Source organism: Actinoallomurus vinaceus (assembly GCF_039542055.1).
Classification (GTDB): Bacteria; Actinomycetota; Actinomycetes; order Streptosporangiales; family Streptosporangiaceae; genus Actinoallomurus; species Actinoallomurus vinaceus.
Window position 1 is genome coordinate 515,842 of record NZ_BAABHK010000005.1, and the last position, 24,760, is coordinate 540,601.

Genomic DNA, 24,760 nt, shown 5'->3' on the forward strand with positions numbered 1-24,760 from the left:
CGATTCGAACCGCGCACATATCGCTGCCGCCGGATCTTGAGGCCGCCGGTGGTGTTGAGCGACAGATAGATTGGCTCTGACCCACTCCCGATGAAGGCATCACAGCTGGTGACAGGGGCACCTCCTGAGGACCCTGGGGGCGGTGCCTGCTGACCATCGGGAATGATGTCCTTATGCGTGGATCTTTGATGGTTGCTGTTGCCCAGCCCGCGTGTGTTGATCTGGATGTCGCCATTAACGCCGGTCGCCAGGCCGGGGTGGTGCAGCGTGCGGGTGCGCGTCTGGTGGTCTTCCCGGAGCTGTCGCTGACTGGTTACGATCTCGCGGCTCCTGCTGTGGCTGTGGACGACTCGCGGTTGGATCCGATCAGGGCCGCGTGTGGTAGCGCCGGCGCGATCGCGCTGGTGGGCGCTCCGGTGCGGGAAGACGATGGGCGTGAATACATCGCGACGCTTGCCGTCACGGGCGAGAGTACGACGGTGGCATATCGGAAGATGCACCTTCACGGTGGGGAAGTCCGCCGCTTCACTCCCGGCGAAAAGCCAGAAGTTCTGGAGGTCGACGGATGGCGGCTGGGTCTGGCCATCTGCCGCGATGCAGCGGTGCCGCAGCACGTGGCCGACACTGCGGCATTGACCATCGACGCTTACGTGGCCAGCACCCTGTATGGGGCAGGGCAGGAACAGGCGACCCGCCGAGACGGGCACATGCGAGATCGGGCCGCCGCGCACGGCGTCTGGGTCGTCCTGTCCACCGCTGCCGGACCGAGCGGGGAGTACCGCGAGACATCCGGTGGCTCCGGGGTCTGGGCACCGGATGGGGACGTGTTCATCCAGGCAGGCGCCGAGCCCGACGCCGTGATGACTGCGACTCTCCACTAACCCATCACGGCCACGTCGGCCGGTGTGTGCTCCTCGGATCACCCGTAGTGGAGGACTTTTCCTGTCGCTCAACAGGTGGAATCGCTCCCGCACGGCCGATGGAAGGCGGTCAGCCGAAACATCGGGGACCGTCCGTGATGATCAGTCGTGGAGCTGTTGGCGGACCAGAGTGTCGAGACGCTGCCATGCCGGTGATGAGGCGTTGACGGTCCCCTGGATCAGGGCGGGGATGTCGGAGTCGGTGTCCTGTCCTGGCAGCCTGTCGACGTCGTAGCGGTCTCGGGTGGCGTCGGCCATGCGACCTGCCAACTCCTCGATGAAGGGGTCGTGGGGATCGAGGTCGTGGGCGTGGTCGTAGTCGAGGAAGATCTGTCGTAGGGCAGGGTCGGCGAGCACGTCGGCCTGGTCGTGGAGCAACTCGGTCGCCGTCTCTGGGTGGGTGGCGAAGACGAGGACCCACAGGTCGGCCTGGAGTTCCACCCAGCGAGGGCTGAACCCGAGCTCGCGCAGCCGGTCGAGGTGGGCGCTGATCTCAGGGGGCAGCAGGTCGGCGTCGCCGGCGGCGAGACGTCGCAGGTGTTTCTGGGTTCGGCGAAGGTTGCGGATGCGGGTTGTGAGGTCGGCGTCGACGTCGCGGAGGGCCTGATGGAGGTCCGCGTCGGGGGCCGCGCGGAGTTCCCGGATACGGGCGAGGGGCACTCCCGCGTCGGCGAGGGTGCGGATCTTGATGAGGTCGATGACGTGTCGGGCGGTGTAGCGCCGGTAGCCGGAGGAGTCGCGTTCGGGCTCGGGCAGCAGTCCCTTGGCGTGGTAGACCCGGATCGTTTTGATCGTTACACCTGCGTAGCGGGCGAGCCGGCCGATCGTTATCACTCACTCATGCTCTCGCACTTGACCCTGCCCTAAGGGCAGGGTCCCAGCATGAGGCCATGGCGGACACGACCCCGGATCGGGACACCCTGCGCGCGCTGGCCGATGAGGGCAACGAACTGGCCTTGGATCGGCTGGCGGACCTCGCCGATGCCCGCGGTGACCTGGACGAGCTGAACGAGTTGTTGGACGAGGGCTGCGAACGTGCGGGCCACCTGCTTACCCGCCGTGCGGTCGCGGCGGGGGACCTGCGTGAGCTGCAGCGGCTGTCGGACGCCGGGGCCGAGGATGCAGACGAGGAACTGAAGCGGATCCTGTCCACACCGACCGGGCCCGAGGACTGAGCTGCTCGGTGGTGATGGCCACGGTGCGCCTGCAGTAATCAGTCCCGACAAAACCGCAGCCGTCGCGACCATGGGCGCTTCCGGCGCGCCGGCCTTCGCCGACGACACCACCCCCTCACCATCGCCCACCCCGAGCGGCCCTTCTGGCGGCGGTGGCCCCGGTGCTCAGACGATCACCGAGGACTTCTTTGGCCTGACCACCGACGGCAAGCGGATCGACGACCTGTTCGTGATCCACTCACGCGGCGTCGACACGGCCCCCGTGATCGCGGCCGCGAAGGCGTTCCTCGCCGGTCTCACCGACGCCCAGAGATCTCTGACGCAGTTCACCGTCCACTCCACCGAGTGGCGGCTGTGGAGCAACCTCGATCCCGGCGGGTTCAAGCGGCAGGGCGTCTCCCTGGCCGACCTGACGGAGGCGCAGAATACTTTGGGCACCGCCCTGCTGAAGGCGGCGCTGAGCGCCGGTGGCCTGCAGACCACCGAGAAGATCCGCCGCATCAACAAGGCCGCCGGCGACATGCTCGGCAAGGGCGCGGTATTCAACGACGAGCTCTTCTACTGGACGGTCATGGGCACACCGTCGGCCACCGAGCCCTGGGGATTCCCGTTCGACGGCCACCACCTGGTCGTCAACTACTTCGTGCTCGGCGAGCAGGTCGTGATGAGCCCCTGTTTCTGGGGGTCAGAGCCGACGTCCATGCAGATCGACGGCGAGACCGTCTCGGTCTGCCACGAGGAGGTCGCGGCGAGCCTGGCGTTCATTCAGTCGCTCACCGAGCCCCAGCGGAAGGTCGCGGTCATATCGGCCACGAAGGCGGACGAGGACATGAAGGCGGGCGCCTTCGCCGACAACGCGGTGCAGCAGTACGCCGGCATTCGCGCCACCGCCTTGACAGCGGCCCAGAAGGGGAAGCTCCTCGCGATCGTCGAAGCGTTCGTGGGACGCGCGAAGGCCGACGTGGCGAAGGTACGCATGGCGGAGATCCGCAGCCACCTCAACGACACCTATGCGGCCTGGATCGGCGGCACCGGTGACGACGATCCCTTCTACATGCGTGTGCACAGCCCGGTCGTCTGGATCGAGGTCGACTGCCAGGCGGCGGGCCCGCTCGGCGACGCGTACGGCAAGACACGGGCCGACGGCCCGACCCAAATGCACATCCACTCCGTCATCCGTACGCCCAACGGCAACGACTACGGCAGGGAACTCCTGCGGCAGCATTACCTGACCTCGCCGCACCACCGGTGACCCACGGATTGCCGATCAGCGCGAGGACACGGGTCGACCAGCGCGTTCCCGCCCCGTGTGCCGAGGCCGCCGTCAAGGTTGGCGATGTAGGTATCGGGGTCGGTTCCTGCCCGAAGTGGTGGGGCGGCCTGGAAGGTGTCACAAATGCCGGGGGTGATCGGTCTCTTCTGTAGCGGCGCGTCCAACGGGGGACCGAGGGTAGCCGTCGGTCTGCAGCCACCGGCAGCGGTCCGCGCATGCCCCCATCAACACGCCGTTACGCATCTAACTTAGGGAGAGGACGGTTTGCATGTCGTACCCGAAGCAGGTGTACACGGGAGATGACGGCGAGATCAACGCAAATTTCCGGCCGTCGAACACCCCACCGAATTTCGGAACAGTCGGCAGGGACGCCATTCACTACTTGGCGACCACGGTCATCACACGGGGCGAGTTCGGGCTCTATCGATTCGAGATGAAGGCGAAGGCCGGCGGCCCCAAGACCCACTACCACAAGACCATCTCGGAGTCCTTCTACATCCTCGAGGGCACCGTTCGTCTCTTCGACGGCGCACAGTGGATCGACGCGCAGAAGGGCGACTTCCTGCATGTGCCGCAAGGCGGACTGCATGCCTTCCGTAACGACTCCGACGCTCCGGCCGAAATGCTGCTGCTCTTCACACCGGGCGCGCCGCGTGAAGAGTACTTCGAGCAGGTGTCACAGCTGGCCCATGCCACGGATGAAGAGCGCGCCAGGTTCTTCGACAAGCACGACTCGTACTTTGTCGAATAACCGGCAGATTCCCCATCGCGTACCGCAGCCGCCGACGGTACGGTTTTCCGACCCCCGCTCACTGGATCGACGGGCGCGCGGTGCCCGTGGACGGCCCGGTCCTCAAGGCACGGCTGAGGATGTCGGCGCGGCCACGAGGTACGGGCCGGTGACTCCGGCGGGTATCGCGACGGGCACCGCCCGGGGATCCGCGTCTGCGATCAGGCGTTCAACGACGGCACGAATCAGACGGAGGGGTCGGTCCTGCTCGCGACCGGCGCCACATTCCCACCCTGCACAGTGAGGATGACGAACCATGACGGCTCACGGTGATCTGCCCGCCCCGCAACGAGGGCTCCTTGTCACGCACTTCCTGACCGTGCGCGACGTGGAGAGATCACGGCGCTTCTACGCCGACGTGTTCGGCGGCGAGGTCGTGATGGAGGAGAACCCAGCGATCGTGAAGGTGGCCAACAGCTGGATCATTATGAATCCCGGGGGTGGCCCCACCTCCGACAAGCCCGGTGTCACCCTCGAGGTGCCCCAAAGCACCGAGCGGGTGTCGAGCTTTCTCAATGTCCGCGTCGCGGACATGGCCGCCTTCCACGCCGACGCGGTCGCCAAGGGTGCTCATTTCCTCACCGAGCCCCTCGACCGCGGTTCGGAACTGCGCTGCTACCTGCGCGATCCGGACGGCTACCTCATCGAGGTGGGTCAGTCCACCGGCCTGCTTCGCGGTCTCCATGCCGATTGACCCACCGGTCCGCGCCCCTTCCCCTGCCGACAAGGGGCCGACATAGATCAAGGCCCAGGTCTTCGGGCTCACCCCCGCCGATCTGGGCCTTGGCTGTGTCCTGACACTGGTGGGCGCGGACGGTTTCGAACCGCCGGCATCCGCCTTGTAGGGGCGGAGGTGAGGGAGGGACCCTTGTATGCAGGTCATCCCGGCTCTGGAGAGCTCGCAGGTCACCGACGCATCTCAGCTGAGACGAATCCTTGAACCCAAGCTTGTCGCGCGTGGCGGTGTGGGACGTGGTTGTCCAGTCCGCGCGTACTTTGCGAGTTCCGGACTGTTTCCTACAGCGCGACCGTGAAATGGTGCGCCGTGATGGCCAGGTTGTGGCGCATGTACAGGCGGTGGGCGGGAGCACGGTCGGGGCTGACGCCCGAGTCCAGGTGCAGGGCCTCACATCCCAGGCGGCGGGCCTCTACCTCGACCCAGCTGAGCAGGCGGTCGGCATGGCCGCGCCCGCGGGCTTCGGGGAGGGTGGACAGGTCGTCGACGTACAGATACTGGCCCCAGGCGGAGGTCCATGCCACGCGAAAACCGATGACGGAGGCGGCGAAGTCGTGGTCGTCGTCGTCGAACGCGCCGACCAGCCGATAGCCGACCGGCCGCAGCCGAGTGTCGATCAGGTCGACCACGGCGTCGACGGTTTCCCAGCGCGGCCGCAGCGCCAGCATGGCTGGTGCGGCCAATTTCGTCTGCCCTTCCGGGATTTCACGTACTTCGGTCACCTGCTGAACGCTAATGACGGCTCCGGCGGCAGCACAGGTCCACTTGGGCAGGAATGCGGAAGACCAGCGGACACTGGTGGTAGACCCCTTCGGAGTCACGTCCCGAGCAGCTCCGGTACGAAGACGTCCTCGTACGTCAGCGGCCGTGCGGACAGGCCCTGCTCGAAGTGCCAGCGTAGGAAGGCGTCGATGGACGCGCGGTTCGCCTGGACGCCGTACGGCCACCCGTCGCCCTGGAACAGGCGGCGGTTGGCGTCGAAGAGCTCACTGAACCAGGGAACGTTGACGTCCATGTGGTTGAAGATCCGCAGCGACTCGCTGCGTTCCATCATCCATCCACAAATAGGTGGAAACCCAGGCAGTCCGGGTCCTGCAACGGGCAGCCAGGATGCGGTGTGCGGTCCGGCTCCGACATCGACGGCTCGGGATCCCAGTACCCCGGCCCCGGCGGAGGCGCCTCGAACGCGGTGCACACGCAGTCGTCCATGCAGGAGCCGGTAAACACCGAATCTCTATGACGATCGCGCGAATGGCCGCACCAACACTCGATTGCCACCCGACTCGCCATCCAGACCACCGTCCCCAGCAACTTTCGTCCCGGTCAGGGTAGCGGCGAGGTCATGGAAGGGGGAGGCCCAACAACATTCCGGCGCTGTGTCAACGAGCGCACCAGACGCCGGAGGGCCCGTACTGCGGGCGGACCGACGCCTAAAGGCCCTAGGACAGGAACGCTCATCGATAGTTGATGGAAACGGCATTCCGCTCGGCCGGGTATTGGCCGGAGCCAACCGGCATGACTCACCGCTACTGGCCCCCACCTTGAATAAACTCGGTGATCTGGGCCCGTTGCCCGCAGACATCACCGTGCATCTGGACGCCGGCTACGACTCGGCGAAAATCCGCAACGAACTCGCCGCACACGAAATGACCGGCGACATCGCCCACAAAGGCGACAAAGCCCCGATCCAAGCCGACAGGCGCTGGCATGTAGAACGCCTGGCACAACGCCTTCAACCGGCTCCAACGCTGCTACGAACGCCACGAAAGCGTCATCAACGCGTTCCTCGACCTCGCCGACGCCATCATCACCCTGCGTAGCTTGATCCGCCGAGCCTGGACCACCCACCGCTGGGACAACCGCCCCACACGGCGCCCCTGAAGATCACCAATCCTCGTGATCTCCTGCAGAGCCGAATCTGGGTAGTCACGCGTCACGCCCACTCACCGTCCACCGATGAACATGGCCGCGGGGACGAATAGATCATGCCCGGTAGTGAAGCGAATGCGCAATCCGGCGGCCGTCCACTCGGTCGCTCGGACACCGAAACCTCCGCCGACGGTAGCGTTGATGTCGACCCGGTGCCCGTAGGACAGACTCGGATCGCTGCCGACCACCAGGTGGTACGACTCGCCATAGAGCAGTGTCCGTTCGCGATAAAGACCCAGGTGATGCGCACGCCCGTCCTGATAGCGGACCGTCAGCGGCTGGTTTTCACTATGAACGAGCGTGGATTGCGGCCATGCCGCCACGATGAAAAACGATACGGTCAACATGATTCCCGCGACGGCTCCGAGGGCCATCAAACCGAAGCGTTTCCCCCAGTGCACTCTGTCTGCGGCCATGGAGCGACTCTAGCCACTTACGAGCCCGCGTGGACTACTGTCATGGGGTTCGTCACGGGTCGGGAAGCCAAGATGGCAACGGGCACGCCCCCTCCATGATCACGAAGCGTCAGCAGCTTCATGATCGACAGGGCCGCCCCCGTGCCCGCGTCACAACATCCCACCGCGACCTATTCGCGCGGGCTCTAAGTCTGAACAAGATCAAACGCCGATCTTCGGACCTGCTCTTCACTTGCCAGTTCGGCGCACTGGCCGCTGGCAGGGTGCGGGCGGAACGGACACTGGTGGTAGACCCCCTTCGGAGTCACGTCCCGAGCAGCTCCGGTACGAAGACGTCCTCGCACGTCAGCGGCCGTGCGGACAGGCCCTGCTCGAAGTGCCAGCGTAGGAAGGCGTCGATGGACGCGCGGTTCGCCTGGAGGCCGTACGGCCATCCGTCGCCTGCGAACAGGTGGCGGTTGGCGTCGAAGAGCTCGCTGAACCAGGGAACGTTGACGTCCATGTGGTTGAAGATCCGCCTGGTCCGGTAATGCTCCATCGCCACGTCGCGCGCGTCGCAGAACCCCCGGTAGACGGTTTCGGCGAGACCGGGGTGCCGTGCGAGAAGGTCCCTGCGGATCACGACCGTGTGCATGATCGGGAAGATGCCGGTGCGCCGGTAGTGGTCGCGTTCGACGACGCCATAGTCGGGGAACAGCCGCGCGACCCGCGGCGAGCCGTCCAGAACGCACCGCGGGACGTCGGCCGAGATCATCGCGTCGATCTCGCCCGCCTCGAGCATCGGCCCCAGGGCCTTGCCGTCGGGAGCGCGAGTCACCTCGACGTCCGCCGGATGCGGCTGGGGGACGAAGTCGAACGGGGCCATCGGCCAGTCGAAGCCGCCGATGACCCAGCGGCTCCGGCTCGGGTTCACGCCGTACTCGTCGGCGAGGATGCCCTTGGCCACGACACCGGCGTCGTGACCGTACATCGCGAACTCGCCGACGGTCTTGCCCGCGAGGTCCCGCGGCTCCGTGATGCCACTGGCGATGTTGACGAAGATCGCCGAGTGTCGGAACTGGCGGTTGGGGAACACCGGGATCGCGACGAACGGTGGATCGTCGAGGTCGAGCGTGCGCAGATAGAAGGACAGGCCCAGCTCGGCGACGTCGAACGCGCGGTGGCGCACCATGCGCTCGAAGATGTCCGAGACCAGGCGGGCGCCTTCGAAACTCGCGTCCACCCCCTCGATCTTCACGGTCCCGTCGAACAACGCCCGCGTGACGTCGTACGGGTGGCAGCCGACCCTCAGCTCGAGATCGCTCATCCTGCGGACTCCTCTCAGACACGCCCTCGTGGAGAAGATAGTAAACGCATTTACGATCTGCCGCAGAGTCGTACGCGCGACGGCTACACTCCGTCCGCATGAGTGCCGACGCGCGCTCCCTCACGGAGCTCTTCGCGACCGCGTCCCTCGGCGCGCCGGAGAAGGCCGTCGGCTTCGTCATGTGGCGGGTCCTGCATCGTTACCTGCGCGAGGTCGACCGCGCCCTCGCGCCGCTCGACCTGACGCACTTGCAGTTCATGACCCTCGCGATGGCCGGGTGGCTCGGCCGGACGGACGAACCGGTGACCCAGGCGAGGCTCGCCCGGTCCAGCGACATCCATCCGATGCAGATCTCGCACATGCTGAAAACGCTCGAGACCAAGGGCATGGTCGTCCGGCCGCGCGGCGCGGACGTACGCACGAAGCATGTCGAGGTGACCGAGGCCGGCGTGACGGCGCTTCGGGATGCCCTACCCCTGGTCATCGACGTCCAGCAGCGTTTGTTCGGCGATGCGGGCGGCCCCGACGGCGATCTGCTGAACACCCTGCTGAGCCTGGAGGAACGACCCCAGGACGAGCCCCGGCCGATTGAGAACACAGAACGCCCCGGCGACAGCACGCCGGAGCGTTCAGTTTTCTCGTAGTCAGCGCTTGATCTGCTCCTGGCCGGTGACGACGGCGACTTCAACACAGTTGCCCGACCCGCCGCCGGAGCGGCTGCTCTTGCGCCAGTCGTTGGGGGAGAAGGACTTGGACACGGTGCACCACCTCATTCATTCTTCTCGGTCGACTGCGGGATGCAGAATGCCCGGCGACGGTAAGCCTGGGAGCGTTGCGTGTTCCCTCTCGTCAGCGCTCCATTTGCTCCGGGGCGGTGGTGATGGCGACTTCAACGCAGTCTCCGCCGCCCTGACCCTGGGAGTGGCTGCTCTTGCGCCAAGTGGAGACCTCGTTCGGCTGGGACACGGTGTGCCACCTCATTCAGTTTGCTCGGCCAATCGTCTGAGGTAGGCGATTGACTCGTTCGGTCCGAGCGCGGTCGCGCTCAGATGCTGGAAGACCCGCCGGCGCTCTTCGACCTCCTTCTGACCTTCGATGTAGAGCGACTCTGGCCGGACTTCGCGGTAGACGAGGCTGGGGTCGTCCTCATAGTCCAGGATCACGAACGAGCCGGATAGACCCGGGTGCGGGTCGGTGGTCATCGGCAGGATCTGGACACTGACGTGTTCCAAACGTTCTGTGTCGATCAGCCGCTGGAGCTGTTCCGCCTTGGCATCTGCGGAGCCGAATGAACGGGTCACGGCATATTCGTCGATGACGGCCCAGAGGAACGGTGGCTGGTCGTGGTCCAGAATCCTTTGTCGCTCCATACGGAGTTGGACCAGGCGCTCGATCTCATGCTCATCCGTCATGAGCCAGCCGCGGTGTAGAGCGCAGGCGTAGGCGGGCGTTTGGAGCAGGCCGGGAATGACCAGCGGTTGGAAGCTGAAGATCTTCGTTGCTTCTGCTTCGAACTCGACGTAGTTGTCCTCCAGAGCCCCGTATGCCGTCCACCAGCCACGCTGGCGAGCTTCGCGGGTCTTGGCAGCGTGAGAACTCCATGATCACTGGCGGAAGGTCATCCTTGTATCGGCGTCACGTTAAGTGACGACCATCGATCCGGACATCACCGGACGATCGCCCCAGACGGGCGACCTTGAAATCGCCCTGGTTGCGCCGGGAGGTCCGGCAGCTGCGTGAAGTGCGGCAGATTCTGAAGAAGGCGGCGATTTTCTTCGCGTGAATGCCACGATCGTGCCTGTCCCCGGCGGGTTCGCTCGTTTCTTTGCTACCCCGGCAGGTGCTGGTGGCTTGTCCCGATCTGCGACCCGCCTGGGACCCGGAAAGCGCCTCTTCGCCGCGGCCCCGGCGAAGAGGCGGCGGGGTCGCGCAACTTCGGTCTTGTCATCCAGGCCGGATGACTTGCTCGTTGCCTGAGCTGGCGACCCGGCGCCGCTGCCTCAGCAGGCCGTTTCTGAACGGTGTCCTGCTCGCTTCTGTCAGCCTGCCGCCGGCTCCTTCACGTCTTCCCACAGGTCCCGGAGCAGGACTTCGAGACGGAGTTCGCCTTCAGGCGTCTGGGCGCCGCGCTCCACACCGCCCTGGATGAGCTTGCCGGCCGCGGGTCGCGCGATCAGGCTCGCCCATGCGTCGTGTTCGCGTACGAAACCCTTAGCGAGATCCTTCGGCGGTACGGCCAGCTTGGCGGCCTCGATGACACCGTCGGGAAGTGCCGCGATGTTGCGGGCGAGCCGGTCGACGAAGGCGTCGATTTCGGCGGCGGGCAGGGCCCGGTTGATCCAGCCGTAGCGTTCAGCGGTCGGTGCGTCGAACAGGTCCGCACCGAGCAGGACCTCGAGCGCGCGGTTCCGGCCCAGGCGGTGGGTGAGGTACTGCGTGCCGGAGCCACCGGGAGTTATACCCATCAGTGCTTCACACTGGGCGAGTCCTGCCGTCTCGATCGCCGCGAAAGCCATGTCGGCTGCCGTGACGAACTCGGCTCCGCCACCACGGGCGATGCCCGCGAGCTTTACGATGGTGACCTGAGGCTGGTTCCGTACGGCCTCGGAGATTGACTGGAAGACGTTGAGACGTTCCGGTGCGGCCTTCATCAGCTCGCCGAACGCCGTCGACTCCGGATTCAGTGTCATGTCGACATGGGCGATGAAGAAGTCCGGGATGGCACTGCTGAATACGATGACCTTGACCGAGGGGACGTCGCGAACCGCCTTAAGAAAGTGCAGCAACTCGGTCATGAGATCGACGCTGAGTACATTGACCGGGGGGTTGTCGATGGCTACGTTCGCCACCCCCTGGTCAACCGAGACTCGCAGAGTCGAGTACTCTTCCGCCGGAAGAGAATATTCGGCCACGCCCACTCCTTGATCGCATTGCACTCCCGCTTGCGCATGTCGAGGCAAGTGATTGAGTGCTACTAGGTTCCTGATGTATACCTAGACTATGGCGAGCCGAAATGCAGCGTCAATTACGCACTTTCACCATCCTAGGGATGCTCAGGGATACCACCATGAACGATGAGGTCGTCTTTCGGACCGACTGCCCGAGCCGCGCGATCATCGACCAGATCGCGAACAAGTGGTCGATCTTGATTCTGGCGGTGCTGCTCGACGAACCTCGCCGGTTCAACGACATCAAACGACGCCTCGAAGGCATCACCCAACGGGTGCTGACCCAGAACCTGCGCCGCCTTGAACGCAGCGGAATGATCACACGTCGTGTTCTGTCCGGACGAACGCTCGGAGTGGAATACGCCCTGACACCGTTGGGCCGCTCTCTGCAGGAACCACTCGGCCAGGTCTACGACTGGACAGTGCGGAACATGGACGTCATCCAGGCGCGACAGCGCGCATACGACGAGCAACTCGAACGCGGCGAGTCCGTCGCCTGATACATCTTCCCCGTCGACCATCGCGCTCGCTCAGCGCGGGGGTCCTCGGGACGTGCGACTGCCGGCTCGTGCACGAGCCGGCAGTCGCACGTCAGCGGGCTCATCGCGCGCCGGCGTCCGCGGTGTCGAGGGTGGGGTAGTCGGGCCTTCCCCCCGAAGAAATGCCAGGTATTGGCCGATCAGCGGTCAGGCTCTTGGCCGAGGAGGAGGTCGGCGTTGCACGTGGTGAGGGATCGCCAGTTCTGGTGTCCGTCAGCCAGCACCGAGTCGAGTGACGTCAGCAGGCGCAGGGCGAGTTCGCGTTGCGTCCAGGCGTAGTCGCTGCCGTAGAGCAACCGCTCCGGCCTGGCGATGCTGGTGAGCGCGGCGATCTGCTGCTTCGACGGCATGCCGGCGAGGTCGTAGTAGAACCGGCCGAGGACGTCGGCGACCGTGACGCGGCCCTGCGCGATGCAGGCCGCCGACTACGGCTTCGCCGACGTACTGACCATGACGTTCCCCACCGCCAAGGCCCTGGAAAAGCGCCGCGACGAGGCGTACGAGGCCATGGTGCAGCTCATCAACCGCGCCAAGGCCACAGGCCCGCCTGCGCGAGGACTTCGACCCCTCGGACCTGGTACTGCTGCACATGGCCAACGCCGGCTTCGTCAACGCCACCGGTGACGCCGCTCCCGACGCCTGGCGGCGCGTCGTCGCCCTGTTGATCCAGTCCTTCCAGGCCCCTGCCCGCGGACCCCTGCCCGCCTCGCCCGAGCACGACGCCCTCTACAAGGCCATGCTCCGCGCCAGCCCAGCGGGCATCACCGCATCGGAGCCATTGGAAGAAATCAGTAGATCGTGGTTCCGGGGGAGGTGAGCAGCGGTGACGGCGGGGTGGGCCGGCCGTCCACCGTCGTGCCGCCGTTCTGGGCCACCGGGGCGAGCGTGGCGTTGTTCTCGGCGGGGAAGTTCAGTCGCGGAGCAGAGATCTCGTCGAGTCGGTTTCGGTGGTCCGGGCTCAGGGTGAGCTCAAGGGCGGCGAGATTGGCCTCGAACTGGTCGAGGCGACGGGCTCCGAGCAGAGTGGACGTGATGCCGGGGCGGCTCAGCACCCACGACAGTGCCACCGTGGCCGCGCTCACGCCGAGGTCGGCCGCGATCTCGTTGACGACGTCGATCACGCGGTAGTCCTCCTCGCTCGGCGTGCCGACCAGGGCGGTCCGGGTCGTGTCGACGGTGCCCGCCGCAGCCGTGCTGGAGTACTTGCCGGAAAGGAAGCCGTTCTTGAGCGGGCCCCAGGGCAGAACTCCCATGCCCATCGCCTGCGCCATCGGGAGGAGTTCGCCTTCGGCGGTGCGTTCCAGCAGCGAGTACTCGAGTTGGAGCGCGATGACGGGGGCCCATCCGCGGAACCGGGCAATGGTCGCCGCTTCCGCGGTCGCCCAGGCGGGCACATCGGAGAAGCCGATGTACCGGATCTTCCCGGCGGTGACGAGGTCGTCGAGGGCCCTCAGGGTCTCCTCCATCGGCGTCACGGGGTCGAAGTTGTGCAGCCAGTAGATGTCGACGTAGTCGGTGCGCAGCCGGCGCAGCGAGTTCTCCAGTTGCTGGACGACCGCCTTGCGGCCCGGACCACCGCCGTTGGGGTCGCCGAGGTGGAGGTTCCAGAAGAACTTGGTGCCGAGCACGATCCGATCACGTACCCCCGGGTTCGCGGTGAGATGGTCGCCGATGATGACCTCCGAGTGGCCGTTGCTGTAGATGTTGGCCGTGTCGACGGAGTTGCCGCCCCGGTCCAGGTAGGCGGCCAGGATCCGACGCGACTCGGCGGGGTCGCTGCCGAAGCCGTGATCTTCTCCGAACGTCATCGTGCCCAGGGTGAACGGGCTGATCCGCAGACCGCTGCGGCCGAGAGTGACGTAGGACGTCAGTGACATGAATTTCTCCGGACGGAATCGCTGTCGTTGCCGTTCTCATCTCACCCGCACCTGGGGCCGACGTCCTAGCCCGATTCACGCAGGTCCTTGCATGATCCGCGCAACAGTGCGCTGATACCGGCCGTGGTTGACTTGGGGCATGTGCGACCTGGCGGAGCTGAGGACGCGGATCACTCGGCTGGCGGCGGGCCACCGTCGGCCGCGGTGGATCGACGGCGTGAACGTCTTCGCCACGGCCAGGACGACGCAGCCGCTGGGCGGCGTCGCCCGACCCGTCCTCGCGATCGTCGCTCAGGGCGCGAAACGGTCGATGCTCGGCGACCAGGTCTTCGACTACCGGGCCGGCCAGTTCCTCGTCGTGACCGTCGACCTGCCGCTCACCTCGCAGATCACGCAGGCCGGCGCCGACGAACCGTTCCTCGCTCTCGGCCTTCCGCTCGAGCCGGCGACCATCGCCCAACTGCTGCTCGACGGCAGGCCGCCGGCCGCGCCGGTGCCGGACGGGCCGGCGCTTTCGGTGAGCACCCTGACACCGGAACTGCTCGACGCCGTCGTGCGCCTACTGCGCCTGGCCGATTCTCCCGGCGACCAACGGGTTCTCGCCCCCGCGGTGAAGATGGAGATCCACTGGCGGCTGCTGACCGGCCCGCAGGGCGGACTCGTCCGGCAGATCGGGACCGCGGACAGCCGGCTCGCCCTTGTCGCTCGCGCGATCGCGTGGATCGACAGCCGCTACGACGAGGTGATCCGGATCGACGACCTGGCCGCGGATGTCGGACTGAGCGTCTCCTCCCTCAATCGCCACTTCCGTGCGGCGACGTCGATGAGCCCGGTGCAGTACCAGAAGCAGTTGCGCCTGCAACGGGCCCGGCTCCGGTTGCTGGCCGATCCCACCGACATCGCCGGCGCGGGCCACGCCGTCGGGTACACCAGCGCGTCCCAGTTCAGCCGGGAGTACCGTCGCCTGTTCGGCATGCCGCCCAGCGAGGACGCACTGCGCCTGCAGAGCGATCCCCTCGTCATCGAGTAACTCCGATCCCGGCCTGCGGAATCATGCGCCGGCCTGCGGCGATTCCGGGCGACGAGGACGGAGCAGGGTGGACCGCCGCGTCCGATCACCGCGCGGCGGTCACCAGGTGGTAGAGCAGGAGGAGTTGGGTAATGGCCAGGGGCTCGCTGTGCACGTCGTCGCCGATGCCGCCGAGGGTCTCCGGAGGGTCGCCGGCGTCCACGCCGAGCCGCGACCAGATGGCCTTGCGCACCATCCGGCTCTCCTCGGCGGGGACGTTCCCGTGGATGCGCAGCGTGTCGACGGGCCGGCCGTCCTCGTCCCTGGTCAGCCGTAGCTGGATCGCGTGCCCGTCGTCGGCGAGGACCGCGCTCAGGTCCGGGTGCGGGATGGTGGGCCGCAGTACGAGGTCGGCGGACAGCGGCGTCCCGGGCGGGTCACCATCGATCGGCGAGAAGCGGACGATGACGTCGGCGAAGGAACGCTGCGGCCGGATGAACTCCGCCGACTCCGGCTCCCGCCGCTCCAGCTCGGCGAGCACCTGCTCGGCCGTGTAGCCGCGCTTCCGCGTGTCCCGCTCGACCTTCCAGCGATGCCGTACGGGCTCCGGCGGGTCGAGGTAGATGGCGATGTCGAAGCACGCCCGCGTCAGCCGGGTGTGCAGCGGCAGCAGGCCCTCGACGAGGACGAACTCCCGGGGCTCGACCAGCTCGGGACGGCACAGCAGGCCGGTGCCGTGGTCGTACACCGGCTTGAGGATCGGGTTGCCGGTCGCGATCAGCTGGAGGTGCTGCTCCATGATCTCGATGTGGTTGCACTCCGGGTGGAGCGCGGTGAACGGCAGGCCCTTGCGCTCCCGACGGTCGTAGCGGTGGTAGTCGTCGACGCCGATCGTGGTGACCCGCTCGGGTCCGAGGATCTCGGCCAGCCCTCGGGTCAGCGTGGTCTTGCCGGCGGCGCTGTCACCGGCGACGGCGACCATGACCGGCCGCCGGGCCGGCCGGAGCTCGTCGCGAAGGCGCCTGATCCGGGTCAGCTTGTGCGGCACGTCTCCTCCTCGGCTGCCTCTCGGGCGCGGACCTTCGCGAGGGCGGCGCCCACGACGGCGGGAACGTTGAAGCCCAGTTCGCGGTACACGACGTCGCCGGGGGCGCTGAGGCCGAAGCGGCGCAGGCCCACGACCGTGTCGCCGGGGCGGGCCAGTGCCCGCCACCCGTGCGGGACGCCGGCCTCCACCCACACCGCAGGGCAGTCCGGCAGGAGCTTGGCGTGGGATTCGAGGGCCTCCTCGAACCGTTCGCGAAACGGGACCGACAGCACGCGTACGCCGACACCGCGCTCGGCGAGTTCCTCGGCGGCGGCCAGCGCCAGCGCGACCTCCGAGCCGGAGGCGACGAGGGCGACCTCGGGCGGCCAGGTGCTGTCGCGCAGGACGCGCGCCCCGTACCGCGCGATCGCGTCGTCGCGCACCGGCTCCAGCACGGGCAGGTCCTGACGGCTGAGCACGAGCGCCACCGGCCCGTCGGCGCTGCGGAGGGCGAGCCGCCAGCAGGCCGCGGTCTCGTTCGCGTCGGCGGGGCGCAGCACGGTCAGGCCGGGAATGAGCCGCAGCGACTCCAGTTGCTCGACGGGCTGGTGGGTGGGCCCGTCCTCGCCGACCGCGACCGAGTCATGGCTGAAGATGAAGATCACGGGCAGCCGCATCAGCGCGGCCATCCGCAGCGCCGGGCGCATGTAGTCGGAGAACACCAGGAACGCGCTCCCGTACGGGCGCAGCCCGCCGTGCAGCGCGAGGCCGTTCAGCACGGCGCCCATGGCGTGCTCACGGATGCCGAAGTGCAGGGTGCGGCCGCCGTAGGCGCCCGGTCGTACGTCCGCCGCGCCGGGAATGGTGCTGTTGGTGGAGGACGCCACGTCGGCCGACCCGCCGACGAGCCCCCGGTAGGCCGGGCCGATCGCCGCGAGCACCGCGCCGGACGCCGTGCGCGTCGCCATCGCCGTGCCCGGTTCGAAGACGGGGAACTCCAGATCGTGGGGTGCCGCCGCGGGAGCCGACACGTCCCATCCGGTCGCGACCTCGGGATGCGCGTGGGCCCAGACCGCGCGCCGCCGCACCCACGCCAGTCGTTCCTCACGTCCTCTGACCGCCAGCCGGCGGCAGCGCGCGGCGACCGCCTCGGGGACGAAGAACCGCTCGGCGGGCCAGCCGGCGGCCTCCCGTGCCGCCGCCAGCTCCGCCTCGCCGAGGGGGCGCCCGTGCACCTTGTTCGAACCGGCCAGCGTCGGCGCGCCGTCGCCGATCGTCGTACGGATCGCCACCAGGCTGGGCCGGGTGTCGTCCGCGGCCGCCCGGGCGAGCGCCCGCGCCACCGCCGCGACGTCGTTGCCGTCCCGTACGCGCGACGTCGCCCAGCCGTAGGCGGCGAACCGGCCGAGGACGTCGTCGCGGCAGGTCTTGCGGGCCGGGCCGTCGATCGTGACGTCGTTGTCGTCGTAGACGACGATCAGGCGGCCCAGGCCGAGATGGCCGGCGAGCGAGGCCGCCTCGTGGCTGATGCCCTCCATCAGGTCGCCGTCGCCGGCCAGCACCCACGTACGGTGGTCGACGACGGTGTGCTCGTCGACGTTGAGGCGGGCGGCGAGCATGCGCTCGGCGAGGGCCATGCCGACGGCGTTCGTGAGTCCCTGGCCGAGCGGGCCGGTCGTCACCTCGACGCCCGGCGTGCAGCCGTACTCGGGATGTCCCGGCGTCCGCGACCCCCGCTTGCGGAACCGCCGCAGCTCCTCCAGCGGCAGGTCGTACCCAAAGAGATGCAGCAGCGCGTAGAGCAGCATCGACCCGTGCCCGGCGGACAGCACGAACCGGTCGCGGTCCGGCCAGTCGGGGTCGGCGGGGTCGTGCCGGAGGAACCTCGACCACAGCACCCAGGCGGGTGCGGCGGCGCCCATCGGCAGGCCCGGGTGCCCGCTGCCGGCCGCCTGCACGGCGTCGGCGGCGAGCATCCGGATCGTCGTGACGGCCTGGGCGTCGATCTCGTCGAATCCGGTGGCGATCCGGTCCGCGTCGGACCGGCCGGTGCGTTCGCTCGCGGATATGTTCATGGCGTTTCCCGGATTGCCGCGGGAAGAACGCATGGAACGATGCACGGTCGCGATTCGGGTGCCCTCATGGGTCCGACCTCCGTCGTCTCGCTCGGGATGGCTCGACGGTAGGTCGCGATATCACGCCCGGCCTCCCCCGGCCGAGGGGGTTACAGAGTGATTTACGACTCGATATGCCATTTGTCATCTTCTATCTATGCTTCGCCTTATGAAGAATGGGCCGCTGCGGATCGTGGTGATCGACGACCACGAGATGGTGCTCGAAGGTCTCAAAGCGCTTCTGGCGCGCTTCCACGGCCGCGTGCGCATCGTCGGGCAGGCCGTCAGCGCCGACCGCGCCGAGTCGCTGGTCGCCGCGCTGGACCCCGACGTCGTCGTCTCCGACGTACGGCTGCGCGGATCCGTCAGCGGACTCGACCTGTGCCGGCGGCTCGTCGAGGCCGATCCGGCGCGGCGGGTCGTCCTGCTCAGCGCCTATGACGACGAGCAGTACCTGTTCCAGGCGATGCGCGCCGGCGCGGCCGGGTACCTCCTCAAGTCCATCGACGGGGAGGGACTGGTCCGCCACCTCGAACTCGCGGCCGAGGGCCAGACGACGGTCGACCCGACCATGGCCGGTCGCGCGGTCGCGACGGCCGCGCGCCTGCAGGCCGGGGAGTTCTGGCCCGGCGCGCACCTGAGCCTCACCCAGCGGGAGAGCGAGGTGCTCGGGCTGCTCGTGGCCGGGCTGTCCAACCGCGCGATCGCGGCCCGGCTGGTGCTGGGCGAGGAGACGGTGAAGAGCCACGTACGCGCGATCCTCCGCAAGCTCGACGTCGGCGACCGGACCAGCGCGGTCGCGGTCGCCCTGCGCGAAGGGATCTTCCGGTGACCGGGCACGGCCTCGGCCTGGCCGACCTCGAACGCGAGAACGCGCTGCTGGTCGGCATCGTCGAGGCGATCTCGGCGGGCCCGGAGCTGGATCAGCTGGCGGCCAAGGTCGTCCGCCTCATCGTGGCCGCCACCGCCACGGACGTGTGCTTCCTGCACGTCCTCGACGACACGGACCGGTCGCTCACGCTCGTCGGCGCCACCCCGCCGTTCGACCGGGAGGTGGGCAGGATCCGGCTGCCGCTCGGCGAGGGGGTGACCGGATGGGCGGCGAGCCGGCGGCGGCCGGTCGTCATCGTGGAGGACAAGGAGCGCGACCCGCGCTACCGGTACTTCCCGCAGCTGCGCGGCCACGACTTCACCTCGATGGCGGCGGTTCCGATGGCGAGCAGCCCCGGGGGAGTGGTCGGCGTGCTCAACGTGCACACCCGCGCGCGCCGTGACTTCACCGACCGGGACGTACGGCTGCTGACGTCGATCGGCAGCCTCATCGCCGGCGCCGTCCACCAGGCGCGGCTGCACCGCCGCCTGGCCGCGCGCGAGCGCGCGCACGAGCGGTTCACCGAGCAGGTCGTCGCCGCCCAGGAGGCGGAGCGCCGCCGGCTGGCCGCCGACATCCACGACGGCATCACCCAGCGGCTCTGCAGCCTGCGGTTCCACCTCGACGCCGCGGCGGACGCGCTGGTCGACGCGTCGGAGTTCGCCGCCGCGCAGCTCGTACGGGCCCGCGAGCTGGCCGACCTCACCTTCGACGAGGCGCGGGCGGCCATCAACGACCTGCGCCCTCCGGTGCTGGACGACCTCGGACTCGCCGACGGGCTGGCGAGCCTGGCGCGCTCGATCACCGCGGTCGAGGTCATCGTCGACGCCGAAGAGTGCCGGCTGCCCGACCACGTCGAGATCGCGCTGTACCGCATCGCCCAGGAGGCCCTGCAGAACGTCGTGAAGCACGCGCGGGCGGCCGGCGTCCAGGTGAGCCTGCGCCGTACGGACGGCGTCGTGACGCTGCGGATCACCGACGACGGGCGCGGCATCCCCGGGGACGTGCCGCCGCCCGGCGACGGACCATGCGGCGGCTACGGGCTGAGCAGCATGACCGAGCGCGCCGAGCTCATCGGCGGCAGCCTCGAGGTCAGCTCTCCTCCCGGCCGGGGCACGACGGTCGAAGCCCGCATCCCGGTCCCCTGACCGGCGGCCACAGGCGGGCCGTGCCCCGGCCGCTCGCGCCTCGCCGGCGAGAGCACTGCGCCGCGGCCGGCCGAGAACGCACGGTGACGTCCCCGGGGTACGGCCCGCGGCGCCGGCGACCGCGCGTACGTTCCGCACGGCCGGGGCACGGATGTCGGCGGCGCCCGCCGCCGTGGGCCCACGGGCGGATGACGACGCCTTCCCGCCGGGACGATAGGCCGTACGACGTGGGTCCGGCTCCCCCGACCGGGGGATCGCCGGGGTGAACCCGGCTCCGCGGGAGCGGGCTCAGGCAGGCTTCGGCCGGGATCGCAGGCGCTGCATCTGGGCGTGGCTCAGGTCGTGTGCCCGGCGCATGTGCCGGGTGATCACCTCGAGCTCTTCCTCGGTGTGCTCGTCGAGGAGCTCCTCCCAGGCCTCGCCGAGGTCGTCCCACACCGCGGCGACTCGGGCGAGGCGATCGGGCACCGGGGTGACCAGCACCCGGCGGCGGTCCTGCTGGTCGGGGGTGCGGACGACGTAGCCGCCCCGCTCGAGCCGGTCCACCAGGCGCGTGGCCGACCCCGTGGTCAGCCCCGTCATCTCGGCGATCTGCTTGACCGTCAGCGGCCCGGGCGCGGCCGTCAGCAGGCTCAGGCACTGCACGTCGGTCGGGTGCAGCCCCAGGTGGTCGGCGAGGGCCTGGTTGAACAGCACGTATGCCGCCAGATAGCGGCGGGATGCCATCGACAGCTCGTCGTGCAGCCGCGCCCGAGGCGTGTCCGTCACCTTGCTCACATCCAATCGCTGCGCGACGCAGCAATCTCTGGTAATCTGCTGCGCGGCGCAGTTAATGCGCCACACAGCTATACTACTGCTTGGAGACGACCATGCTCACCTTCGCCGTCACCGGTGCCACCGGAGCCCAGGGCGGGGCCACCACCCGCGCCTTGCTCGACGCCGACCAGCGCGTGCGGGCGCTCACCCGCCGTCCCGACTCGCCCGCCGCCGACACCCTGCGCGCCCTCGGCGCCGAGGTGCGCCACGCCGACTTCGACGACCGCGTCTCGCTCGACGCCGCTCTGAGGGGCACCGACTCCCTGTTCGCGGTCACCACACCCTTCGGCACCGACATCGCCACCGAGGCACGCCAGGGCAAGGCCCTCGTCGACGCCGCGGCGGACGCCCGCCTCGGACACGTCGTCTTCACGTCCGCCGCCCACGCCGACCGCGGCACCGGCGTCCCGCACTACGAGAGCAAGTACGTGGTCGAGCAGCACCTGCGCGCCTCCGGCGTGCCGTGGACGGTGATCGCACCGGCGGCGTTCATGGACAACTACGCGAGCGGCTGGACCCTCGACGGACTGCGCGACGGCGTGTTCGCCTGGCCGATGCCCGCCGACCGGCCGCTCACGCTCATCCCCGCCGCCGACATCGGCGCCTTCGCCGCGCTGGTCCTTCAGCGCCGCGACGAGTTCACCGGCCATCGCGTCGACATCGCCTCCGACGAGCGCACCCCCGCCGAGATGACCGAGATCCTCGCCTCCGCCATCGGCCGCCCGATCACCTTCCAGGAGGTGCCACTGGCGTACGTCCGGCGCCGCTCCGAAGACCTGGCGGCCATGTTCGACTACTTCACCACCACCGGCCTCGACGTCAACGTCACCGCGCTACGCCGCGACCACCCCGAGGTCGGCTGCCACACCTTCGCCGACTGGGCCGCCGCCCAGGACTGGCCCGCGCTCCTGTCCTCCGCCCCCGCACACCACTGAACGGAACACCACCATGAAGCCGATCGGCTACTGGCTCAACCGCACCGACCGAGCCCTCACCGGCCACATGAACGGCATGCTGGAGGAGTTCGGGATCACCCGGCTCGCCTGGCAGGTCCTCAACGTCATCCAGGACGCCCCGGAGGTCACCGAGGCCGAGGTCCTGTCGATCCTCGCCGCCAACGGCGACACCCCGGCGCTGACCGCCGCGATCGGCACGGTGCTCACCGGCGGCTGGGCGACCCGGCCCGCACCGGACCGGCTCGCCCTCACCCCCGAAGGCGTCGACCGCCTGGTCAGGGTCGCCGAGCGCGTCGACGCGTTCCGCGACCTGAGCATGACCGGCATCTCCCTGGAGGAGTACCGTACGGCCGTCGAGGTCCTGGAACGCATGACCCACAACCTCGAAACCGCGATGAGTCGATGATTCGCGCAGCTCAGAGACTGTCGCGTCGAGCGGTGTAACGGCGCAGCTCAGGCACTGCCCGTGCGACCATCGCCACGGTCGCCGTGGTGAGCAGCCCGCCGGCGCAGATCACGGTTCGGGGGCCGACGATCGAGGCGGCGGCGCCGTGCAGCAGGTTTCCGATCTGCGGACCCCCGATGAGTACAACGGTGAGCGACCCCTGGATCCGGCCGCGCATGGCGTCGTCGGTGAGCGCCTGCGTGATGGCGTTGCGGAAGGTGCTCAGCACGAAGTTCACCGCACCGCCGAGGACGAGCGCCGCCACCGCGATCCACAGCCTTCCGGCCAGTCCGAGGACCACGACGGTGACGCCCCACGCGGCGGCGGCCGACGCCATGAGGGCGCCATGGCGACTGGCACGGGTGAACGTGCCTGACAACAGTCCGACCGCGACAACGCCGGCCGGGTAGGCGGCGTAGAGCAATCCCAATCCCAGGCCGCCTCCGGCTGGGCCACCGTAGGTGTGCTGGGCCAGTTCCGGGAACAGCGCGAACGGCATGCCGAAGACCGTCGCGGCGAGGTCCACCGCCAGCACCGCCACGAGCAACCGGCTCGCGGCCAGGTAGCGGAAACCCGCCGTTATCTGGTCGATCGTGGAGCGCCCCAGGCGGTACGCCGCCGCCGGGTCGCTCGAGGATCCAGGGCGGGGCGGCAGCGGCGGCAACTTGACGACGGCCCACAGGACGGCCGACAACGCGACGGCGTCGAACAGGTACAGCGTGCCGAGCCCGACAACCGGGATCAGGGCACCCGCCAGGAGCGGTCCCAGGATCGACCCGGCGTAACGGACCAGCGAGCTGAGACTGTTCGCCGCCGGGAGAAGCTCGACCGGGACCAGGCGCGGTACCGCGGCGCCCATCGTGGTCATGATCGCTCCGAAGGCCAGCCCCTGGCAGGCCACCAACGTCATGAGGACACAGACCGCGCGTCCACCCAGCACCGCTTGAATCCACAACGCCGCGTACGTCGACGCGAGGCCGCAGTGGGCGGCCAGCAGCACGCTCCGTCGATCCCGCACATCGGCGACGGCACCGGTCCACAATGCCGCCACGACCAGCGCGGCGAGAGACACTCCGGCGGACGCGCCCACGGCCGCCGACGACCCGGTCATCGTGAACAGCTGCGTCGGTATGGCGACCAGGCTGAACGAACCGCCGACCGCGCAGATCACCGAGGCCGTCCACAGTCGCCGATACGCCGCGATGGCGAGCGGGCGGCGGTCGACCGCGTGGACCCCCGGCACCCGGACCCCTGCGGTGCTCACCGGCCCGTGCCGCCGGCACGGCCGGCGTCCGCGGCGGCCGATGTCTCCAGCCCGACCACGTCCGCGACCACGCCTGCGATGTTGTCGGGGGCGCCGGCGGCGTACGCCCGCCCGACCAGTTCCTCGAGCACCTGCTGCGGGCCACCCGACCCGGTCAGCACCTCGCGCAGCGACTCGGCCGGTACGACGGTCGACAGCCCGTCGGAGCACAACAGATACCGGTCACGGGCCACCGCTCCGTGCATCGACAGGTCCGGCCGGAACTCACCCGTACCGGTCAGCGCCCGTACCAGCAGCGAGCGTCGCGGATGCGAGGCCGCCTCCTCGACGGTCAGCCGGCCCTCGTCGACCAGCGACTGCACGTAGGTGTGGTCATGGGTGATCTGGAACAGCTCTCCGTCCCGTACGAGGTACGCGCGGGTGTCACCGATGTGCACCAGCGCCAGCCGGGAGCCGGACCACAACAGCGCCGTCAGCGTGGTGCCCGCCTCACCTGCCGGTGTCGACGCGGCGATCTCCCCGATCGCGCGGTCGGCGGCATCGATCGCGTCGGCGAGCGCGCCTAGCAGGTCATCGGCTGGCACGGCCAGGGTTTCCAGCGGCCTCAGCGCCTCGACGGCCGCCGCGCTCGCCAGGTCACCGCCCGAACCGCCCATCCCGTCGGCCACCGCCAGCAACCGGGGGCCCGCGTACGCGGTGTCCTCGTTGCTCGTGCGCACCAGCCCCTGCTCCGACCGGGCGGCGTAACGGATCCCGAGCATGGTCGTGGACTCCTCCACAGGGCTGCCCCTTCCCGTCAGGTAGTCGACGAGGAAGGTGGCGAGTCGCCCACGGGCGGCGGTCTCGGCCAGCACCTGCTCCCAGTAGCCGGTGATCTCTTCGGCCGCCGCCGGCGCCGGCAGGTCGCACACGCGCCGGATGCGCGCCAGTGGCATGCCCAGCCGCCGTAGCCAGGCGATCAACCGGGCCCGTTCCAACTGCTCCGGATCGTAGAACCGGTATCCCGACTCGCCGTCCACGACGGCCGGCCGCAGCAACCCGAGCTCGTCGTACAGCCGCAACGCCTTCGGTGACAGCCGTGCGGCCCGGGCGAACGCCCCGATCGTCAGCAACCGCTCCACCGCTCCTCCTCGTCCCGGCCGCCATGGCCGGTGCCGACGATGCTGCGGCTTCACCCAAGGGCAAGGTCAACACGGCGTCG

The 24,760-nt window shown here is 68.7% G+C and carries 29 protein-coding genes and 1 pseudogene; 14 read left to right on the forward strand and 16 right to left on the reverse strand.

The window, feature by feature from the left end:
* Window positions 1-188 precede the first annotated feature (188 nt).
* On the forward strand, window positions 189-881 hold the full coding sequence (locus tag ABEA24_RS21060) for a carbon-nitrogen hydrolase family protein (RefSeq protein ID WP_345432659.1): 693 nt from the start codon (window positions 189-191) through the stop codon (window positions 879-881).
* A gap of 141 nt (window positions 882-1,022) precedes the next feature.
* Here ABEA24_RS21060 and ABEA24_RS21065 read toward each other — a convergent pair whose 3' ends face one another.
* Window positions 1,023-1,754, reverse strand: a complete 732-nt coding sequence (locus ABEA24_RS21065) for a MerR family transcriptional regulator (protein ID WP_345432660.1) — start codon at window positions 1,752-1,754, stop codon at window positions 1,023-1,025.
* A gap of 56 nt (window positions 1,755-1,810) precedes the next feature.
* Here ABEA24_RS21065 and ABEA24_RS21070 point away from each other — a divergent pair, with 56 nt between their 5' ends.
* From ABEA24_RS21070 to ABEA24_RS21085, 4 genes are all read left to right on the forward strand, one after another.
* A complete protein-coding gene (locus ABEA24_RS21070) occupies window positions 1,811-2,095 on the forward strand; it encodes a hypothetical protein (protein ID WP_345432661.1) in 285 nt (94 codons plus the stop codon).
* Between the two features lie 70 nt (window positions 2,096-2,165).
* Entirely contained in the window at window positions 2,166-3,347 is a 1,182-nt protein-coding gene (locus ABEA24_RS21075; RefSeq protein ID WP_345432662.1) for a DUF3500 domain-containing protein, read from the forward strand.
* 289 nt (window positions 3,348-3,636) lie between these two features.
* Window positions 3,637-4,119, forward strand: coding sequence for a cupin domain-containing protein (locus tag ABEA24_RS21080; RefSeq protein ID WP_345432663.1), 483 nt, complete (start codon window positions 3,637-3,639; stop codon window positions 4,117-4,119).
* Between the two features lie 295 nt (window positions 4,120-4,414).
* On the forward strand, window positions 4,415-4,852 hold the full coding sequence (locus tag ABEA24_RS21085) for a VOC family protein (RefSeq protein ID WP_345432664.1): 438 nt from the start codon (window positions 4,415-4,417) through the stop codon (window positions 4,850-4,852).
* Between the two features lie 323 nt (window positions 4,853-5,175).
* On the opposite strand, the gene ABEA24_RS21090 is transcribed toward ABEA24_RS21085, so the two are convergent.
* Window positions 5,176-5,616 carry a GNAT family N-acetyltransferase gene (locus tag ABEA24_RS21090; protein ID WP_345432665.1) on the reverse strand — a complete coding sequence of 147 codons (441 nt, stop codon included), beginning with the start codon at window positions 5,614-5,616 and terminating at the stop codon, window positions 5,176-5,178.
* A 95-nt stretch (window positions 5,617-5,711) separates the two neighbouring features.
* Window positions 5,712-5,945 carry a hypothetical protein gene (locus ABEA24_RS21095; RefSeq protein ID WP_345432666.1) on the reverse strand — a complete coding sequence of 78 codons (234 nt, stop codon included), beginning with the start codon at window positions 5,943-5,945 and terminating at the stop codon, window positions 5,712-5,714.
* 331 nt (window positions 5,946-6,276) lie between these two features.
* Between ABEA24_RS21095 and ABEA24_RS21100 the strand changes: the two are divergent.
* Window positions 6,277-6,775, forward strand: a pseudogene (locus ABEA24_RS21100) (transposase); the annotation flags it as partial.
* 62 nt (window positions 6,776-6,837) lie between these two features.
* On the opposite strand, the gene ABEA24_RS21105 reads toward ABEA24_RS21100, so the two are convergent.
* Both ABEA24_RS21105 and ABEA24_RS21110 read right to left on the reverse strand, forming a co-directional pair.
* Entirely contained in the window at window positions 6,838-7,239 is a 402-nt protein-coding gene (locus ABEA24_RS21105; RefSeq protein ID WP_345432667.1) for a hypothetical protein, read from the reverse strand.
* A 304-nt stretch (window positions 7,240-7,543) separates the two neighbouring features.
* Entirely contained in the window at window positions 7,544-8,545 is a 1,002-nt protein-coding gene (locus ABEA24_RS21110) for a substrate-binding domain-containing protein (protein WP_345432668.1), read from the reverse strand.
* 98 nt (window positions 8,546-8,643) lie between these two features.
* On the opposite strand from ABEA24_RS21110, the gene ABEA24_RS21115 reads away from it, so the two are divergent.
* Window positions 8,644-9,189 (forward strand): MarR family winged helix-turn-helix transcriptional regulator, encoded by a 546-nt coding sequence (locus ABEA24_RS21115; protein WP_345432669.1) that lies wholly within the window; start codon window positions 8,644-8,646, stop codon window positions 9,187-9,189.
* Here ABEA24_RS21115 and ABEA24_RS21120 read toward each other — a convergent pair whose 3' ends face one another.
* The 4 genes from ABEA24_RS21120 to ABEA24_RS21130 all read right to left on the reverse strand — a co-directional run bounded on the left by ABEA24_RS21120 (window position 9,190) and on the right by ABEA24_RS21130 (window position 11,457).
* Complete coding sequence (locus ABEA24_RS21120; protein ID WP_345432670.1) at window positions 9,190-9,303, reverse strand: DUF397 domain-containing protein; 114 nt, start codon at window positions 9,301-9,303, stop codon at window positions 9,190-9,192. It lies immediately after the preceding gene.
* Between the two features lie 91 nt (window positions 9,304-9,394).
* Window positions 9,395-9,526 carry a DUF397 domain-containing protein gene (locus ABEA24_RS53595; RefSeq protein ID WP_425551209.1) on the reverse strand — a complete coding sequence of 44 codons (132 nt, stop codon included), beginning with the start codon at window positions 9,524-9,526 and terminating at the stop codon, window positions 9,395-9,397.
* A complete protein-coding gene (locus ABEA24_RS21125) occupies window positions 9,523-10,080 on the reverse strand; it encodes a DUF5753 domain-containing protein (protein ID WP_345432782.1) in 558 nt (185 codons plus the stop codon). Before ABEA24_RS21125 ends, ABEA24_RS53595 begins: the two co-directional genes overlap by 4 nt.
* Window positions 10,081-10,584: 504 nt before the next feature.
* On the reverse strand, window positions 10,585-11,457 hold the full coding sequence (locus ABEA24_RS21130; protein WP_345432671.1) for an enoyl-CoA hydratase/isomerase family protein: 873 nt from the start codon (window positions 11,455-11,457) through the stop codon (window positions 10,585-10,587).
* Window positions 11,458-11,612: 155 nt separating this feature from the next.
* Here ABEA24_RS21130 and ABEA24_RS21135 point away from each other — a divergent pair, with 155 nt between their 5' ends.
* Entirely contained in the window at window positions 11,613-11,993 is a 381-nt protein-coding gene (locus ABEA24_RS21135) for a winged helix-turn-helix transcriptional regulator (protein ID WP_345432672.1), read from the forward strand.
* 179 nt (window positions 11,994-12,172) lie between these two features.
* Here the strand turns inward: ABEA24_RS21135 and ABEA24_RS21140 are convergent, their stop codons facing one another.
* Entirely contained in the window at window positions 12,173-12,382 is a 210-nt protein-coding gene (locus ABEA24_RS21140) for a hypothetical protein (protein WP_345432673.1), read from the reverse strand.
* 239 nt (window positions 12,383-12,621) lie between these two features.
* Here ABEA24_RS21140 and ABEA24_RS21145 point away from each other — a divergent pair, with 239 nt between their 5' ends.
* A complete protein-coding gene (locus ABEA24_RS21145) occupies window positions 12,622-12,849 on the forward strand; it encodes a hypothetical protein (RefSeq protein WP_345432674.1) in 228 nt (75 codons plus the stop codon).
* Here the strand turns inward: ABEA24_RS21145 and ABEA24_RS21150 are convergent.
* Window positions 12,821-13,909: an aldo/keto reductase gene (locus ABEA24_RS21150; RefSeq protein WP_345432675.1), complete on the reverse strand. Its 1,089-nt coding sequence runs from the start codon at window positions 13,907-13,909 to the stop codon at window positions 12,821-12,823. The genes ABEA24_RS21145 and ABEA24_RS21150 overlap by 29 nt on opposite strands.
* A gap of 139 nt (window positions 13,910-14,048) precedes the next feature.
* On the opposite strand from ABEA24_RS21150, the gene ABEA24_RS21155 reads away from it, so the two are divergent.
* On the forward strand, window positions 14,049-14,939 hold the full coding sequence (locus ABEA24_RS21155; protein ID WP_345432676.1) for an AraC family transcriptional regulator: 891 nt from the start codon (window positions 14,049-14,051) through the stop codon (window positions 14,937-14,939).
* Between the two features lie 85 nt (window positions 14,940-15,024).
* Here ABEA24_RS21155 and ABEA24_RS21160 read toward each other — a convergent pair whose 3' ends face one another.
* Both ABEA24_RS21160 and tkt read right to left on the reverse strand, forming a co-directional pair.
* Window positions 15,025-15,966: a phosphoribulokinase gene (locus ABEA24_RS21160; RefSeq protein ID WP_345432677.1), complete on the reverse strand. Its 942-nt coding sequence runs from the start codon at window positions 15,964-15,966 to the stop codon at window positions 15,025-15,027.
* Window positions 15,951-18,020, reverse strand: coding sequence for a transketolase (gene tkt, locus ABEA24_RS21165; protein WP_345432678.1), 2,070 nt, complete (start codon window positions 18,018-18,020; stop codon window positions 15,951-15,953). Before tkt ends, ABEA24_RS21160 begins: the two co-directional genes overlap by 16 nt.
* 208 nt (window positions 18,021-18,228) lie before the next feature.
* Here tkt and ABEA24_RS21170 point away from each other — a divergent pair, with 208 nt between their 5' ends.
* Together ABEA24_RS21170 and ABEA24_RS21175 are read left to right on the forward strand one after the other, a co-directional pair.
* Window positions 18,229-18,891, forward strand: coding sequence for a response regulator (locus ABEA24_RS21170; RefSeq protein ID WP_345432679.1), 663 nt, complete (start codon window positions 18,229-18,231; stop codon window positions 18,889-18,891).
* Window positions 18,888-20,078 (forward strand): GAF domain-containing sensor histidine kinase, encoded by a 1,191-nt coding sequence (locus ABEA24_RS21175; RefSeq protein ID WP_345432680.1) that lies wholly within the window; start codon window positions 18,888-18,890, stop codon window positions 20,076-20,078. The genes ABEA24_RS21170 and ABEA24_RS21175 overlap by 4 nt, the downstream gene beginning before the upstream one ends.
* A gap of 288 nt (window positions 20,079-20,366) precedes the next feature.
* Here ABEA24_RS21175 and ABEA24_RS21180 read toward each other — a convergent pair whose 3' ends face one another.
* Entirely contained in the window at window positions 20,367-20,846 is a 480-nt protein-coding gene (locus ABEA24_RS21180) for a MarR family winged helix-turn-helix transcriptional regulator (protein WP_345432681.1), read from the reverse strand.
* A gap of 89 nt (window positions 20,847-20,935) precedes the next feature.
* Between ABEA24_RS21180 and ABEA24_RS21185 the strand changes: the two genes are divergently transcribed.
* Together ABEA24_RS21185 and ABEA24_RS21190 are read left to right on the forward strand one after the other, a co-directional pair.
* Window positions 20,936-21,829: an NmrA/HSCARG family protein gene (locus tag ABEA24_RS21185; protein ID WP_345432682.1), complete on the forward strand. Its 894-nt coding sequence runs from the start codon at window positions 20,936-20,938 to the stop codon at window positions 21,827-21,829.
* A 13-nt stretch (window positions 21,830-21,842) separates the two neighbouring features.
* A complete protein-coding gene (locus tag ABEA24_RS21190) occupies window positions 21,843-22,256 on the forward strand; it encodes a MarR family winged helix-turn-helix transcriptional regulator (protein ID WP_345432683.1) in 414 nt (137 codons plus the stop codon).
* 10 nt (window positions 22,257-22,266) lie between these two features.
* Here the strand turns inward: ABEA24_RS21190 and ABEA24_RS21195 are convergent, their stop codons facing one another.
* Together ABEA24_RS21195 and ABEA24_RS21200 are read right to left on the reverse strand one after the other, a co-directional pair.
* Entirely contained in the window at window positions 22,267-23,559 is a 1,293-nt protein-coding gene (locus ABEA24_RS21195; protein WP_345432684.1) for an MFS transporter, read from the reverse strand.
* The gene (locus tag ABEA24_RS21200) at window positions 23,556-24,680 is read right to left on the reverse strand and encodes a MerR family transcriptional regulator (RefSeq protein ID WP_345432685.1); all 1,125 of its coding nucleotides are present in this window, start codon (window positions 24,678-24,680) and stop codon (window positions 23,556-23,558) included. The genes ABEA24_RS21195 and ABEA24_RS21200 overlap by 4 nt, the downstream gene beginning before the upstream one ends.
* Window positions 24,681-24,760 lie beyond the last annotated feature (80 nt).

Bases quoted from the DNA above. Each gene is read 5' to 3' on its own strand.
- ABEA24_RS21135 (WP_345432672.1), top strand. From the start codon at position 11,613: ATGAACGATGAGGTCGTCTTTCGGACCGACTGCCCGAGCCGCGCGATC.
- ABEA24_RS21190 (WP_345432683.1), top strand. From the start codon at position 21,843: ATGAAGCCGATCGGCTACTGGCTCAACCGCACCGACCGAGCCCTCACC.
- ABEA24_RS21140 (WP_345432673.1), bottom strand. From the start codon at position 12,382: ATGCCGTCGAAGCAGCAGATCGCCGCGCTCACCAGCATCGCCAGGCCG.
- tkt (WP_345432678.1), bottom strand. From the start codon at position 18,020: ATGAACATATCCGCGAGCGAACGCACCGGCCGGTCCGACGCGGACCGG.
- ABEA24_RS21145 (WP_345432674.1), top strand. From the start codon at position 12,622: ATGGCCAACGCCGGCTTCGTCAACGCCACCGGTGACGCCGCTCCCGAC.
- ABEA24_RS21060 (WP_345432659.1), top strand. From the start codon at position 189: ATGGTTGCTGTTGCCCAGCCCGCGTGTGTTGATCTGGATGTCGCCATT.
- ABEA24_RS21075 (WP_345432662.1), top strand. From the start codon at position 2,166: ATGGGCGCTTCCGGCGCGCCGGCCTTCGCCGACGACACCACCCCCTCA.
- ABEA24_RS21170 (WP_345432679.1), top strand. From the start codon at position 18,229: ATGAAGAATGGGCCGCTGCGGATCGTGGTGATCGACGACCACGAGATG.
- ABEA24_RS21110 (WP_345432668.1), bottom strand. From the start codon at position 8,545: ATGAGCGATCTCGAGCTGAGGGTCGGCTGCCACCCGTACGACGTCACG.
- ABEA24_RS21070 (WP_345432661.1), top strand. From the start codon at position 1,811: ATGGCGGACACGACCCCGGATCGGGACACCCTGCGCGCGCTGGCCGAT.
- ABEA24_RS21150 (WP_345432675.1), bottom strand. From the start codon at position 13,909: ATGTCACTGACGTCCTACGTCACTCTCGGCCGCAGCGGTCTGCGGATC.
- ABEA24_RS21085 (WP_345432664.1), top strand. From the start codon at position 4,415: ATGACGGCTCACGGTGATCTGCCCGCCCCGCAACGAGGGCTCCTTGTC.
- ABEA24_RS21105 (WP_345432667.1), bottom strand. From the start codon at position 7,239: ATGGCCGCAGACAGAGTGCACTGGGGGAAACGCTTCGGTTTGATGGCC.
- ABEA24_RS21080 (WP_345432663.1), top strand. From the start codon at position 3,637: ATGTCGTACCCGAAGCAGGTGTACACGGGAGATGACGGCGAGATCAAC.
- ABEA24_RS21115 (WP_345432669.1), top strand. From the start codon at position 8,644: ATGAGTGCCGACGCGCGCTCCCTCACGGAGCTCTTCGCGACCGCGTCC.
- ABEA24_RS21155 (WP_345432676.1), top strand. From the start codon at position 14,049: ATGTGCGACCTGGCGGAGCTGAGGACGCGGATCACTCGGCTGGCGGCG.
- ABEA24_RS21095 (WP_345432666.1), bottom strand. From the start codon at position 5,945: ATGGAACGCAGCGAGTCGCTGCGGATCTTCAACCACATGGACGTCAAC.
- ABEA24_RS53595 (WP_425551209.1), bottom strand. From the start codon at position 9,526: ATGAGGTGGCACACCGTGTCCCAGCCGAACGAGGTCTCCACTTGGCGC.